At 46.6% G+C, this 14577-nt stretch carries 13 protein-coding genes; 6 read left to right on the top strand and 7 right to left on the bottom strand.

Annotated features, from left to right (window positions below):
* Positions 1–11: 11 nt before the first annotated feature.
* A complete protein-coding gene (locus ACO0KV_RS03380; protein WP_423039884.1) occupies positions 12–2333 on the top strand; it encodes a RelA/SpoT family protein in 2322 nt (773 codons plus the stop codon).
* Positions 2334–2409: 76 nt separating this feature from the next.
* On the opposite strand, the gene rimO is transcribed toward ACO0KV_RS03380, so the two are convergent.
* The 4 genes from rimO to phaC form a co-directional block, all read right to left on the bottom strand.
* Positions 2410–3792, bottom strand: coding sequence for a 30S ribosomal protein S12 methylthiotransferase RimO (rimO, locus tag ACO0KV_RS03375; protein ID WP_423039882.1), 1383 nt, complete (start codon positions 3790–3792; stop codon positions 2410–2412).
* A gap of 132 nt (positions 3793–3924) precedes the next feature.
* Positions 3925–4482, bottom strand: a complete 558-nt coding sequence (gene phaR / locus ACO0KV_RS03370) for a polyhydroxyalkanoate synthesis repressor PhaR (protein WP_423039880.1) — start codon at positions 4480–4482, stop codon at positions 3925–3927.
* A 344-nt stretch (positions 4483–4826) separates the two neighbouring features.
* Entirely contained in the window at positions 4827–5567 is a 741-nt protein-coding gene (locus ACO0KV_RS03365; RefSeq protein ID WP_423039878.1) for a 3-ketoacyl-ACP reductase, read from the bottom strand.
* 43 nt (positions 5568–5610) lie between these two features.
* Entirely contained in the window at positions 5611–7332 is a 1722-nt protein-coding gene (phaC, locus tag ACO0KV_RS03360) for a class I poly(R)-hydroxyalkanoic acid synthase (protein ID WP_423039876.1), read from the bottom strand.
* Positions 7333–7426: 94 nt separating this feature from the next.
* Between phaC and ACO0KV_RS03355 the strand changes: the two genes are divergently transcribed.
* Positions 7427–7660, top strand: coding sequence for a hypothetical protein (locus ACO0KV_RS03355; protein ID WP_423039874.1), 234 nt, complete (start codon positions 7427–7429; stop codon positions 7658–7660).
* Position 7661: 1 nt separating this feature from the next.
* On the opposite strand, the gene pgeF is transcribed toward ACO0KV_RS03355, so the two are convergent.
* On the bottom strand, positions 7662–8465 hold the full coding sequence (gene pgeF / locus ACO0KV_RS03350; protein WP_423039872.1) for a peptidoglycan editing factor PgeF: 804 nt from the start codon (positions 8463–8465) through the stop codon (positions 7662–7664).
* Positions 8462–9502, bottom strand: coding sequence for an RluA family pseudouridine synthase (locus ACO0KV_RS03345; RefSeq protein ID WP_423039870.1), 1041 nt, complete (start codon positions 9500–9502; stop codon positions 8462–8464). The genes pgeF and ACO0KV_RS03345 overlap by 4 nt, the downstream gene beginning before the upstream one ends.
* Before the next feature lie 43 nt (positions 9503–9545).
* On the opposite strand from ACO0KV_RS03345, the gene ACO0KV_RS03340 reads away from it, so the two are divergent.
* Complete coding sequence (locus ACO0KV_RS03340; RefSeq protein ID WP_423039868.1) at positions 9546–10349, top strand: outer membrane protein assembly factor BamD; 804 nt, start codon at positions 9546–9548, stop codon at positions 10347–10349.
* A 77-nt stretch (positions 10350–10426) separates the two neighbouring features.
* Here the strand turns inward: ACO0KV_RS03340 and yaaA are convergent, their stop codons facing one another.
* On the bottom strand, positions 10427–11200 hold the full coding sequence (yaaA, locus tag ACO0KV_RS03335; protein ID WP_423039866.1) for a peroxide stress protein YaaA: 774 nt from the start codon (positions 11198–11200) through the stop codon (positions 10427–10429).
* Positions 11201–11223: 23 nt separating this feature from the next.
* Here yaaA and ACO0KV_RS03330 point away from each other — a divergent pair, with 23 nt between their 5' ends.
* The 3 genes from ACO0KV_RS03330 (at position 11224) to ACO0KV_RS03320 (ending at position 14545) form a co-directional block, all read left to right on the top strand.
* Positions 11224–11673 carry a putative toxin-antitoxin system toxin component, PIN family gene (locus ACO0KV_RS03330; protein WP_423039864.1) on the top strand — a complete coding sequence of 150 codons (450 nt, stop codon included), beginning with the start codon at positions 11224–11226 and terminating at the stop codon, positions 11671–11673.
* A gap of 278 nt (positions 11674–11951) precedes the next feature.
* Positions 11952–12716 (top strand): protein phosphatase CheZ, encoded by a 765-nt coding sequence (locus ACO0KV_RS03325; RefSeq protein WP_423039862.1) that lies wholly within the window; start codon positions 11952–11954, stop codon positions 12714–12716.
* The gene (locus ACO0KV_RS03320) at positions 12716–14545 is read left to right on the top strand and encodes a chemotaxis protein CheA (RefSeq protein WP_423039860.1); all 1830 of its coding nucleotides are present in this window, start codon (positions 12716–12718) and stop codon (positions 14543–14545) included. The genes ACO0KV_RS03325 and ACO0KV_RS03320 overlap by 1 nt, the downstream gene beginning before the upstream one ends.
* Positions 14546–14577: the final 32 nt, after the last annotated feature.

Below are 14577 nucleotides of genomic sequence, written 5' to 3'. Positions count from 1 at the left end.
GGAGTAACAGAATGAGCGTTACAGAAACTATTTCAACTCTGAAAAGTAACCCGGCTGAATTGACGACTAGCCCGACAGTTGGCGCGCCAGACAAACTGAGTGCAGACCATCAAAAAGCAGCGCCTAAAAAACACCCGATCATTACAGGTGAAACCCCGACTGCCCGCAGCAAACAACCCAATATTAGTGTTGCATCAACCACCGGACTTAGTGAGCGACTAGCTCAATACATGTCCGCGAGTGATCTCAAGCTAGTCAAGGAAGCGTACCGTTTCTCGGATGAAATGCACCTAGGTCAGGTGCGAAAATCAGGCGAGCCCTACATCTCACACCCTATCGCAGTCGCAGAAATTTGCGCAGACTGGAAATTGGATGTACAGGCTATCATGGCGGCACTGCTGCATGATGTCATGGAAGATCAGGACGTCAAAAAAGAAGAACTGATCGAACGCTTTGGTGCGCCGGTGGCAACTTTGGTTGATGGCTTGTCTAAGCTAGAAAAAATCGAATTCCAAAGCCAGATCGAAGCACAAGCAGAAAACTTCCGTAAGATGTTGCTAGCAATGGCACGCGACGTTCGAGTTATTCTGGTAAAACTCGCTGATCGACTGCATAACATGCGCACCCTCGGTGTCATGTCATCAGAAAAGAAACGCCGAATTTCCCGTGAGACGATGGATGTATATGTGCCCATCGCCCACAGGCTGGGTCTAAACAACATTTACCGCGAGTTACAAGATCTCGCCTTCTCGCATTTGTATCCAATGCGTTACCGTACTTTATCAAAAGCGGTAAAAGCAGCACGCGGCAACCGACGCGAAGTGGTTAACAAAATACTTGAGGCAGTAAAAGACACACTCAAACAAGCTGGGCTCGAAGCCGAGGTCTATGGGCGCGAAAAGACTCTGTACGGAATTTATCGCAAAATGCATGATAAGCACCTCAGCTTTTCTCAGGTATTGGATGTCTATGGATTCCGGGTGGTTGTCGATAACTTCCGTGAGAGCTACTACGCGCTTGGTTCACTGCATGCATTATTCAAGCCAATGCCAGGCAAGTTTAAAGATTACATCGCCATTCCTAAAACGAATGGCTATCAGTCTTTACACACCACCTTAATTGGTCCGTATGGGACGCCCGTCGAATTTCAGATTCGCACCCAGGAAATGCACCGCGTTGCAGAATCTGGTGTTGCTGCACACTGGCTCTACAAAAATGAAGAAGGCAGCCTCACTGACTTGCAGCAACGCACGCATGCATGGTTGCAATCCTTGCTCGATATTCAGAAACAAACCGGCGACTCCGCCGAGTTTTTGGAGCATGTAAAGGTCGATTTATTCCCGGATTCTGTCTATGTATTCACGCCCAAGTCAAAAATTATTGCCTTGCCGCGTGGTGCGACTGCACTTGATTTTGCGTATAGCATCCATACCGACATCGGTGATCAGGCCATTGCGACACGAATTAATCACGAGCCAGTACCATTACGCTCTGAATTGAAAAATGGCGACATCGTCGAGATTGTCACATCGCCGAATTCGCGCCCAACACCTAACTGGCTGACTTACGTGCGCACTGGCAAAGCTCGTTCTGCGATCCGACACTATCTGCGAACGATCAATCTCAACGAGTCAACTGAGTTAGGCAAACAATTATTGGCACAGGCGCTTGTGGCAGTTAACCTCAATCCTGAACTCCCATTATCCCTAGTCGATAAGCTACTGAATGAATCCACGGCAAAAACCATGGATGAAATTTATACGGATATCGGCATTGGCAAGAGAATGGCACCGTTGGTCGCAAGACATATCCTGGATCTGGTCGAAGACGACTCATCGTCAATTCCATTCCAGCAGTTTGGCGACAAGCATCAGTACAAACCAGACCCAGTCATTATTTATGGCAGCGAGGGATTATCCGTACAACTGGCGCCATGCTGCCTACCTATCCCTGGTGACGGCATCGTCGGTCAATTAAAACGTGATCAGGGCTTAGTTGTCCATACCGACGATTGCGAGCACGCTAAGCGACTCCATATCAAAGAGCCAGATCGCTGGATTGATGTAATGTGGGGTGATGAAGTCAATCGCAATTTCGATACCCGCATCGAAGTCACTGTGACTAACGAACGCGGAGCACTTGCACGTATAGCAGCAGAAATTGGTGAATCTGAAGCCAACATCTCTCACGTCAATATGGAAGATGGCGATGCCAATGACATGACGCATATTCACTTCACCATTCAGGTCGAAGATCGTGCTCATCTAGCTAGAATCATGCGAAACATAAAACATCTCAATGGTGTTACCCGGATCTCACGCGAAAGAGGCTAATTTTTCTTCGCCTGCACATAAAAAAAGGAGAGTCTGAAACTCTCCTTTTTTACATCCTGTATTTATCGAAACGCAATTAAACTGCCTCGCCCCACAAATCATGTGCGTCGGCGGCAGTAATGCAAACATCGACAAATTCACCAACTTTTAATTTGCGATGCGGCTCAAATGGTGGTTTCACATACACCACACCATCAATTTCTGGTGCATCTGCTGAACTACGTCCGACACCACCACTGCGATCAAGACTATCAATCAAGACGCGCACGGTTTTGCCGATTTTGGCTTGCAGACGTTGTTTCGAGATACCTTCTTGCAATTCCATCACACGGCGACGGCGATCTTCTCTGACTTCATCAGGCAATTGGCCTTCGATCTCATTGGCTGTTGCGCCTTCGACTGGCGAATAAGCAAAACATCCTAAACGGTCAATTTGCGCTTCTTTCAAGAAGTCGAGCATGTACTCGAACTCCTCTTCCGTCTCGCCTGGGAAGCCAGCAATAAATGTCGAACGGATCGTGATGTCTGGGCACATTTCACGCCATGCCTTGATACGTTCAATATTTTTTTCACCGCTCGCCGGGCGCTTCATGCGCTTGAGCACATCTGGGTGCGCATGCTGCAATGGAACGTCGAGGTAAGGCAATACATGTCCATTGTTCATGAACGGGATAATTTGATCTACGTGCGGATAAGGATAGACATAGTGCAATCGCACCCATGAGTCGTACTGTTTTGCCAATTCACCCAGTGCCTCAACCAACTGCGTCATGTGCGTTTTGACCGGCTTACCATTCCAGAAGCCTGTACGGAACTTAACATCAACGCCGTACGCGCTCGTATCCTGAGAAATGACCAGCAATTCTTTCACGCCGGCTTTAAACAGATTTTCGGCTTCCAGCATCACGTCAGCGATCGGACGTGATACAAGGTCGCCGCGCATGGATGGGATAATGCAAAAACTACAACGATGGTTACAGCCTTCAGAGATTTTTAAGTACGCATAATGCTTAGGTGTCAATTTAACGCCTTGAGCTGGGACCAGATCAATAAACGGCTCATGCGGCTTTGGCAGGTGTTTATGTACGGCAGCCATCACCTCGCCCACTGCGTGCGGCCCTGTCACTTCCAGCACCTTGGGATGAATCGACTGAATCATGTCCTTGCCATTAGCATCTTTTTTAGCACCGAGACACCCAGTCACGATAACGCGCCCATTTTCTGCAAGTGCTTCGCCAATGGCGTCCAATGACTCCTGAACAGCAGCGTCAATGAAACCGCATGTATTTACAATCACCAGATCTGCACCATCATAAGACTTCGCAGTGTCATAGCCTTCAGCCCGCAACTGCGTCAAAATTTGTTCAGAATCAACTAAGGCCTTCGGGCAACCGAGGGAGACAAACCCCACTTTAGGTGAAGTGGGAGTTTCTTGGCGGCGTATTTCAGTAATAGACATAGAGGGTGCGTAAAAACAAAAAGGTACAAAAGCGAATCCGCTATTGTACCCTTTGACAAGCCTACTTGCTTTAGCTTCAGTGAAATTTCCTGAAAAATCAGCAGCTTAACTAAAATAATTATAAATTTTTGATTATTTCTTATTTACATCTTCAGGATTAAATGGGAATACGTTGAAAATATTTTTTGCCTGACTTTGCATTTGCTCTTGCATCTGCACAAATAAATTCTTACTTTGCTCGATATAATTTCCCATCATACCCTGCATCATTGGCCCCTGAACATTCATGAACTGAGTCCACATTTCAGGACTAAATGGCTTACCTTCGTAGATGCCTTTTGAATTTTCTGCCAGTTTATTCTGAATATCGATGAACGCCTGAACGTTTTTTTCGAGGTAATTACCCATCATGCCCTGCATTGCATGACCGTAATAGCGAATGATCTGCGACAGAACAACACTGGAAAACATGGGCGTACCGCCCGCTTCTTCTTCCAAAATAATCTGCAACAAAATGCTGCGCGTTAAATCCTCACCTGATTTCGCATCAATGACTGCAAAGTCGTCATTATCGAGCACGAACTGTTTCACATCGACCAAAGTGATATAGCTACTGGTCTGCGTGTCATATAAACGACGATTAGGATATTTTTTGATCAAATGCTGCGTGGTTTTTTTTGCGCTATTCATTGAAATCTCAATTGATAACTTCTACATCTTGCTCTGCCATGATACGCACAATGGACAAAACACAGACTCACTCAAGCAAAGATGGCGTTTCAAATTTCTTTAAAACAACCAAATTTGTTTGTCCCCTTTTTTGCATTGCGTTGCAATTCTTGCCGCAATTTTTTATAGTTCACCGAAATGATATTCATCTCGGCGAACCCATTTTACTGCATTGCAGAAAAAAATCACCAAACATTCTGCTTAAGCTTACCAGTGGCTACACAAGCTTGCCTAATTGCAATACTATGCCGCAAATGTGGACGACGACAAAACAGTAAATGAAGCCAAATCTGACCTCGATTACCTTAACCCATATGCAGACCGCCGTTAATGGAGAAATCGGAACCAGTTGCGTATCCACCTTCATCCGAGGCGATCCAGGCAACGATAGAAGCGATTTCTTCTGGCTCTGCAAGGCGCTTAACTGGAATGCCACTCACAATTTTCTCCAAGACATCAGGACGAATTGCTTTAACCATGTCTGTACCAACGTAGCCAGGGGATACTGTATTAACTGTCACACCCTTCGTCGCGACCTCTTGGGCAAGCGCCATTGAGAAACCATGAATACCGGCTTTTGCTGTCGAGTAATTTGTCTGACCAAACTGGCCTTTTTGGCCGTTCACAGATGAAATATTAATAATGCGACCCCAACCGCGATCAACCATACCTTCGATGACCTGTTTGGTGACGTTAAACAAGGAGTTGAGGTTGGTATCCATCACCGCATCCCAATCCGCCTTACTCATCTTACGGAACTGACCATCGCGCGTAATACCTGCATTATTAACTAACACATCGACTTCACCGATTTCTGCTCTGACTTTATCAAAAGCAGCTTTGGTTGATTCCCAGTCAGACACGTTACCTTCGGAAGCATGAATATCCAGACCTTCCGCACGCATGTCAGCCAGCCATTTATCTTTACGAGTAGAATTTGGGCCACAGCCAGCAACCACTATGTAGCCTTCCTTGCACAAACGTCTGCAAATTGGAGTCCCGATTCCACCCATACCGCCAGTTACATACGCAATACGCTTTGCCATACTGTTTCTCCTGTTTTAAATATAAAACCCAACACAACAACGTTTAATCTGCTCTCACTTTGACGTAACTACCTGGTGCTGCCTCAAACGGTGCAAAATCTTTATTTCCTGCCACCGATGGTGCTTTTACCATGCGTCCGCCGTGCTCGGCCAAAAATTCAGCCCACACTGGCCACCAGCTTCCGGCATGCTCAGTGGCACCCGCCAGCCAAGCATTCGTATCCGTTCCGACTGCACTCGGGTTAATCCAATAACTTCTTTTCTTCTTCGCTGGCGGGTTGACAACACCCGCAATATGCCCAGATGCCCCAAGGACAAAACTATTTTTATCCTTATTCGTTGGATTGAGTAACTGCGTGGAGGCAAATGCAGCTTGCCACGGAACGATATGGTCTTCGCGCGACCCATAAACAAACAACGGCGCATCAATTTTTCCGAGGTCCACTTTATTGCCAGCGACAGTCAGTGCGCCCGGATTTTTGAGTTTGTTTTCAAGGTAGGTATTTCGCAGGTACCAGCAAAACATCGGACCTGGGAGATTGGTACTATCTGCATTCCAGTACAAGAGATCAAACGGCGGTGGAGCCTCACCCTTGAGGTAATTAGACTGCACATAGTTCCAGACCAGATCGTTTGCACGCAAACTCGAGAATGTGCTGGCGAGATCACGACCTGGCAGCAACCCTCCGCCACCGATTGTTTGTTCGCGCATCGCCACTTGCATCTCATCGACGAATACATCAAGCACACCGGTATTTGAGAAATCAAGTAAGGCAGTCAGCAACGTCAGGCTACTGACAGGATGAACTCCCCGATCGGCTAATACGGCGAGCGCAGTTGAGATAATAGTGCCGCCGACACAGAAACCGAATGCATTAACTTTATCTTGCTTACTGATCGCACAAGCAACCTCGAGGGCTTTAATCGCACCCTGTTCAACGTAATCATCCCAGGTTACATCGGACATGCTTGCATCTGGATTCGCCCAAGAGACCAAGAATACCGTATGCCCTTGTTCAACGGCATAACGTACTAGTGAGTTCTCTGGTTGCAAGTCAAGAATATAAAATTTATTAATGCATGGTGGCACCATCAGCAGTGGCCGCTGATGGACAGTCTTTGTGAGGGGCGTGTACTGAATCAACTGGAATAAGCGATTCTCAAACACCACAACACCTTCAGTTGTTGCGACGTTTTTACCCACTTCAAACGCAGATTCGTCAGTTTGACTGATACGCCCTTTTTGCATATCAGCGAGCATCTGGGTAATACCCTTAGCTAGGCTTTCGCCTTTTGTTTCAATAAGTTTTGATTGTGCCTCGGGATTCGTCACCAAAAAGTTAGCTGGCGATAACGCATCAATCATTTGCTGCACTGCAAAACCAATCTTTTGCTTTATCTTCGCAGGCGCCTCAACAGACTCAGCCAAGGACATTAAAAAACGAGCATTAAGAAGATAACTTGCCGCGCTATAGGAGTGCATTGCGTGATTATGCCAATCCTTGGCAGAAAACCGCTTGTCGTTGAGCTCTGGTAACTTTGAGACTGTGAAGCTTTGCCATAGCTGACCAAATTCCCGCATATAGTCAGCCTGCAATTGTGCAAGAGCAGTCGGGTTAATTGTTGCCCCAGCCTCTTTCAAGACATCCAAGATCGGTAAATGTGCTACGGAAGTAGCAGGCTTCATCCATTCCTGCCAGGGGTTGTGATTCACTAGCTGTGACATCCATTCGGAGTACATAGCTTGAGGATCAAAAGTCTTCATGCGTGCCTCCTGATTTTCGCGTATCGTTGTGGATTAATTTTTAGCTTTCATGCTTTAAAATTATTAAAACTTCGATTACTTCCAACTAATTTCTATGTACATTATTGCTATTGCCTGGGTCTATGTTGTTTTACTGATGGCAATCACAGAAACCTCAATCATCGCAGGAGCGATGACTTTTGCCTTCTACTGCGTTTTGCCGCTCACGGTACTTTTATACCTGATGGGCGCCCCTCTGCGCAAGCGGCAGCACACCGAAAAATTAGCTGCACTGCAACAAAAACAACTGGATAGCGATTCTGCGACGCAAGAAACAGAAGGTCATTAACTTATTCCGTCGGATCGATCCAAATCAAACTTACCATCCTTCCGGTAACACGATCTCTTCGATACGAATAAAATTGCTGCGCATCATTGACGGTACAACAGTATCCGCCAGTCACCTGCATCACACCAACGTTGCTTAATACGTGACGCGCCAACTGGTAGATATCGGCCAGATATTTCTGTTGCAAACCGCTACCACCCTCTGATGCAATTTTAACAAAGAAACGTCTAACTTCCTTATCTTGCGTAGCAAAAATATCATAAACATCTTGACCCACCTCAAACTTCAGCGGGCCAATTGCGGGCCCCATCCATGCAGAGATTTTTCCTGCTCCGCATGACCGCATCTCTCTGACCGTATTCTCAAGAATGCCGGCAGACAAACCACGCCAGCCAGCGTGGGCTGCGGCCACAACGCCACCATCTTCATCGCTGAACAAGACAGGCAAACAATCGGCGGTCAGTACTGCACAAACCACCCCCGGCGTCGATGCCACTACAGCATCAGCATTCAATCCAGCAGGCATCCCCTCGGCCCGAGCAACAATATTGCCATGAACTTGTGATAAGAATATGACATCAGACGGCAAACATGCGTTCAAACGCTGCCGATTACTGGCAACGGCCAGCGGATCGTCTGCAACGTGGTCACCGAGATTGAAACCATTGACGCCATCAATTCCACCAAAGGGGCCAACACTAACGCCACCTGCACGCAAGGTTGCAAACGCTTTGACACGCGACGGCATCCCCAGCCAATCTGGTTGCAATACGTCAAACGGCAATCCAGAACTGGTGTCGATCATGGAAGCGATATTCCGGAAGTTGAGATGAGCTCCTGAAAATCTGCGGCAACAGGAATTTCCCATTCAATATGCTCACCCGTTTCAGGGTGAATCAAGCCCAACTTACGTGCCTGTAGCGCTTGACGCGGGAAAAAACGCGCCAGATGCTGCTTCCCGTACAAGGGGTCACCGACCAAAGGAAAGCCAAGGGATAACATATGTACCCGGATCTGATGCGTGCGACCAGTCTCCAACTGGCAGGCAACGAGGCTATTTGGAAATTTCTCTAACATACCAGTCGCAATGCGCTGGAAATGCGTAACAGCTGGCTTTGCTAATATGCTGCGTGATACCGCCATCTTGATCCGATCGCGAGGATGCCGCGCCATTGGCGCATCGATTGTTCCTGAGACGTTTGGCGTACCCCATACCAATGCATAGTATTCACGCTTTACGCTACGATCTTGCAATTGACGAACCAAGTCAGTATGCGCTACGAGAGTTTTAGCAACGACCATCAGACCCGATGTATCTTTATCAAGACGATGAACAATACCAGCACGTGGCACACCCACCAAGTGCGGCCACCGGAATAGCAAGGCATTGAGTAAGGTCCCAGTCCAGTTCCCAGCCGCCGGATGAACGACCATCCCAGCAGGCTTATTAATTACAACCAGTGCATCATCTTCATATACAACATCCAAAGGAATATCTTCAGGCTCATAGGCGCCCTCATCTGGTGCTGCCTGGGGAATAATGATAATTTTTTCATCACCAAGCATGGTCATTTTCCCACGCCCTGGCTTACCATCTACAGTGACAAATCCATTTTCGATCCATTGCTGGATTCGACTTCTCGAATATTGGGGAACCAGTTTAGAGATAGTCTTGTCCAATCGTTCGCCACAGGCAGCAGAAGTCAATTTTAGTTCGATGTTTTCGACCTCAGAAACGTATTCCTCATCGATATCACCATCCTCATTCACTACTTCTGCTTCCGTGTCAAGGTCAGAATCTGACAAAATCACTGTTGTAGTTGGTTTCACATTTTTTGTCATCGGCTATAATCCGTAAATTGTTTTCATGCTTACGCACACATTTATGCACATTAAATCTTTGAAATTGCTGGTCCTGGCTCTGGCCGCGTCGCTTACTTTAGGCGGCTGCGGTGTTTTTGGTGACAAAGCTGATGAGACCAAAACATGGTCAGCATCAAAATTATACGCTGAAGCAAAAGACGAACTCTCTAACGGCGGCTACGAAAAAGCGGTCCAGTATTATGAAAAACTGGAATCACGCTTTCCATTTGGCACCTACGCACAGCAAGCACAGATGGACACTGCCTATGCTTATTACAAGCAAGGTGACCAAGCCCAAGCACTTGCCGCAGTTGAACGGTTTATTAAGCTACACCCAAATCATCCAAACGTTGATTACATGTACTACCTGCGCGGACTAATTAATTTCAACGATCAGTTAAGCATACTGAATTTTATCGCGCGCCAAGATATTACAGAACGCGACCCAAAGGCATCACGCGATTCTTTTGACGCCTTCAAACAACTGGTCACCCAATTCCCAGATAGTAAGTATACGCCCGATGCGCTGGCGCGTATGAAATACCTCGTCAATGCCCTTGCTAAGTACGATGTTCACGTCGCCCGCTATTATATGCGCCGTGGCGCTTATCTGGCAGCAGCAAATCGCGCCCAGTCATCAATTAAGGAATATCCTGATGCACCGGCAAACGAGGAAGCATTATTTATCTTGGTAAAAGCCTATAACGCGATGGGCATGAACGACCTAAGAGACGATGCGAACCGAGTATTAGTGAAGAATTTCCCTGATAGCAGTTTTGTTACTGGTATCGACAAGAACAAGAAGGACTGGTGGAAATTCTGGTAATCCGTCTCTTTTGATGTTAAACACATAAAAACCGATCATGAGATCGGTTTTTTTTCTAGACACAAAAATAAACATTACTATTCAATGCGCCGACGAAAAACCCATTTTTTATCAGTAGATTCTTCTTCGCAATAAGCGTACTGCTCCACATTAAACTCTTTGATGTCTTCGACATCAACAATGACCCGCTCAGCACAAAAACGAGCCATAAGCCCTCGAGCCCTTTTTGCGTAAAAAGAGATAATTTTATATTTACCATTTTTCCAATCCTGAAAAATCGGCGTAATAATTGTGCCATTTAACAACACTGGCTTCACAACCTTAAAATACTCTTCTGAAGCTAAATTCAACAATGTTAATGAAGCATTGATCTTCAATTGCTCATTGAGAGCCTCGGTCACCTTAGCACCCCAAAATGCGTATAAATTTTTCCCGCGCGGGTTTGCTAATGCCACGCCCATTTCAAGTCGATAGGGCTGCAAAATATCAAGCGGCCTTAAGACCCCATACAAGCCAGACAATATTCTTAAATTCCTCTGCAAATACTCGATTTGTTCGGAATTAAGACTCGTTATCTGAAGCCCTTCATAAACATCGCCATTGAACGCAAAAATGGCTTGTCTATTTGATTTGCCTTTTGGCTTTTTTTCCCATGCTTTAAACCTGTCAACGTTAAGTTGCGCCAGGTCTGCCGAGATATCCATCAGTGCACTCAAATCAGGCGCTGAAAGCTGCTTCGCAATCCCAACGAGCTGTTGGGCTTCCTCTAAAAATTCAGGCTGTGTAAAAATACTTGTGTTAACGGGTGTTTCGTAATCGAGACTTTTAGCGGGAGATAATACAATGAGCATAGTTATTGACTTCTTCAAACATAATGAACTCCATCATACCCAAGCGCATCATCATTGACACGAATGTTTGTCTCGATTTATTTGTTTTTCACGACAAACGCTGGAATAAGCTCCTAGCAGGATTGCAAAATGGCGAATTAAAAGCCTATACCCGACCCGAATGCAGAGATGAATGGCTCGCGGTTCTTAAGTATCCACACCTTCCTGTCACACCTGAAAACGTCAACGACATCAAAATACAATTTGATGAACTCATCGAATGCATATCTCCTGAAGACAAAAGCCATATCAAGCTTCCTGTTTGCAGTGATAAAGATGATCAGAAATTCCTTGAAATTGCCCGCGATATTGAGGCACATTTTTTAATTACAAAAGACAAAGCCCTGCTTAAGCTGGCTAAACGTATCCGTAAGTTAGGATTATTTTCCACCCTCACGCCAGAGGTATTTTTAGCAGCTGAAAATGAAATTTGACTGGGATCTGTATTTAATCAAGCAAAACAATGACAAATTTCAACAGCATAGGTTACTCTTTTCAAAAGTCCTGATAGTATAGAGCGAGACGAAGTTTGTGCATTCCTTGAAAAAGAACGCCTCAAGTTGATGAAAATAAAATTTCAAAATTCCCGTTACTTTTAAATTTGCACGTGAGAGAATCTTTTCTCGTTTTTTTTGCTTAAAAGTAACGACAGACCATGATATTTGTGGAAAAATTGCACAAAAGTCACAGCGATTATGGAGAATGAAGAACTATGACCGATTCAGCAGATGATCTGGATGCTTTGTTTGAAGAAATGGCAAGTCAGCGCCAGGAAACAACTGCCCCCCCTGCCTCAATTATCCAATCTGCGCCAGAAGCAGGCGCCACTACTTCCAAACCAGTTGGCGAGCCAATTGCGAAGTTAAATCCCCACAATACGGACGAAGATGCGACTAAACCGATGTTTGACCGACTCGGCAATGTTGTTCGAATGTTGCATGATTCAATGCGTCAGTTGGGCTATGATCGTTCGTTATCAGATGTCGCCATTCAGGTAGCAGACGCTAAAGATCGCCTTGAGTATGTTGCTACACTCACTGAACAGGCTGCGAACAAGGTATTAAATGCGACTGATCTTGGTATGCCAGAGCAAGATGAATTGGCAAAAAAAGCCAAAACCATGGATGCGCGCTGGAACGATCTGTTTGCAGGAAAACTCAGCATCGAGGAATTTAAATCCCTTGCTAACGACTCCAAAACATTTGCCAATATCGTTTTGACTGCAACTGATGCCGAAAAAGCGCGCCTACTCGACATCATGATGGCCCAGGACTTCCAGGATTTAACTGGTCAGTTAATTAAAAAAGTAGTTGCCATCAACAAAGCCGTTGAGCGTGAACTCGCACAAATTCTGCTCGACAATGCGCCGACAGAGTTAAAAGAAAAAGCAGTAGAATTGATGGAGGGCCCATCCGTTCCTAATGCCGCACTGGAGCAGGATGACGTCGATAATCTTCTTGATAGCTTAGGTTTCTAATGGATGACATGCTCAAAGAATTTGTCGTCGAAGCGCTCGATCTGGCGACAAATGTAGAAGAACATCTGCTTTCACTTGAGCGCAACCCTGGTGACATGAACACGCTCAATGCGGTGTTCAGGTCGTTTCATACGATTAAGGGTGGTGCAGGTTTTATGAACCTGACAGCCATGGTCTCCGCTTGTCACCTGACGGAAAATTTATTTGATGCACTAAGAACTGGGCAGGTTGCCGTCACACCTGAGGCAATTGAAGCAGCATTAGAAGCAAGTGGATTCGTAGCAGATCAATTGACAGCGCTCAACAACGGCGTTGCACCCGATCAGCTCTCAACGATGCCAAAATCGCTGGAAACAATGCTCACGGATGCGATCGAAAGCAAAGGCGTCAGCAAAAAAGCCGCTAGCGCTGCCGCCCCTGCTGTAAAAAGCCCTACAGCACCAGTCGAGGTCGCATCTGCGCCTGCACAAAACCAAGATGGAAATATTGATTGGGCCGCCTACTACAAAGCAGTGACACCAGCGGGTTCATTGCCCGAGGTGGCAGAGCCAGCGCATGAGACACCGCAACCAGCAAGCGTGCGCGAGGAAACAGAAGCGATCAAAACTTCTCTATCCAACGCTGACGTTAAACAAAATGCACCAGCAAAAGAAGAAAGCATTCGAATCGATGCTGTGAAACTCAATGTCTTGCTTGAGGTCGCCGGTGAATCTGTACAAGCAGCCAATCAGGCGGCTGTACTGTTAGAAAAACTGGGGCAGTTCAAGTTTGATGGCCAAGCCGCACCATTAATGGCAGCGCTGACGGAGACATTAACGCGCGCATCACGCTACTCAACAGAGTTACAACGTGCAACGTTGGCGACGCGGATGCAACCGGTGGGAAGACTGTTTCAGAAATTTCCACGATTAGTCAGAGAGTTGGCACGCGATTTAGGCAAAGAAGTCGATTTAAATATCACCGGAGCAGAAACTGAGGTAGACCGTGTCGTTGTCGATAGCCTCTATGACCCACTTGTTCATATGCTCCGCAATGCGCTAGACCATGGCATTGAAACATCCGAGGAGCGTTTGGTCGCGAACAAGTCGCCGCGTGCCACCATTTCACTCAAGGCCTGGCAAGAAGCAAGCAGCGTCATGATCGAAGTGTCCGATGACGGCAAAGGGATGGACGCACAGCGACTCAGGGATAAAGCAATATCAAAAGGCCTGATCAATTCTCACGATGCGCGCACTGATGATGAGGCATTCCAGCTCGTCTTCTTACCGGGATTCTCGACAAAAGATGTCGCGTCAAGTGTGTCGGGTCGTGGCGTGGGGATGGACGTGGTGAAAACAGCGGTTGAGCGCCATCGGGGTGCCATTCGTATTGCTTCTGAGCTTGGCAAAGGGACCACCTTTCTGATTCGCCTGCCAATCGAATTATCTATCGTACCAACTATGGTGGTTCGCACCGACGGTGCATCACTAGCGTTACCAATGGCAACGGTACAACGTGTCGTTGAATTACCAGAAACGTTTGAAAGTGTTGGTGGCCAGCCTGTTTTACGCGATTTAGGCCGACCATTGCCAGTCAAATCACTCGGTAAAACGCTGGGATATTCACCATCGTCTGAGCGCGTTGGTATCGTTATCGCAGCACCCAACCCTTACATCCTATCGGTTGACTCGGTTGATGGCACCGCTGACCTTGTTATCAAACCACTGACTTGCATCAGCACGCCGGGGATAACAGGCACTGCCCGCTCCGCTGAGGGTGAGTTAGTTCTCGTCATTAGTCTGTCTTTCCTGATTGACGGCTGTAAAGTCCGCGAACTAATGACAAACTAAATAAGAACCAACGCTAAGTCGCACAGATAAGG

The organism is Undibacterium sp. RuRC25W, from assembly GCF_049339825.1.
Classification (GTDB): domain Bacteria; phylum Pseudomonadota; class Gammaproteobacteria; order Burkholderiales; family Burkholderiaceae_D; genus Undibacterium.
This window is presented reverse-complemented; position numbering and strand designations above follow the sequence as displayed.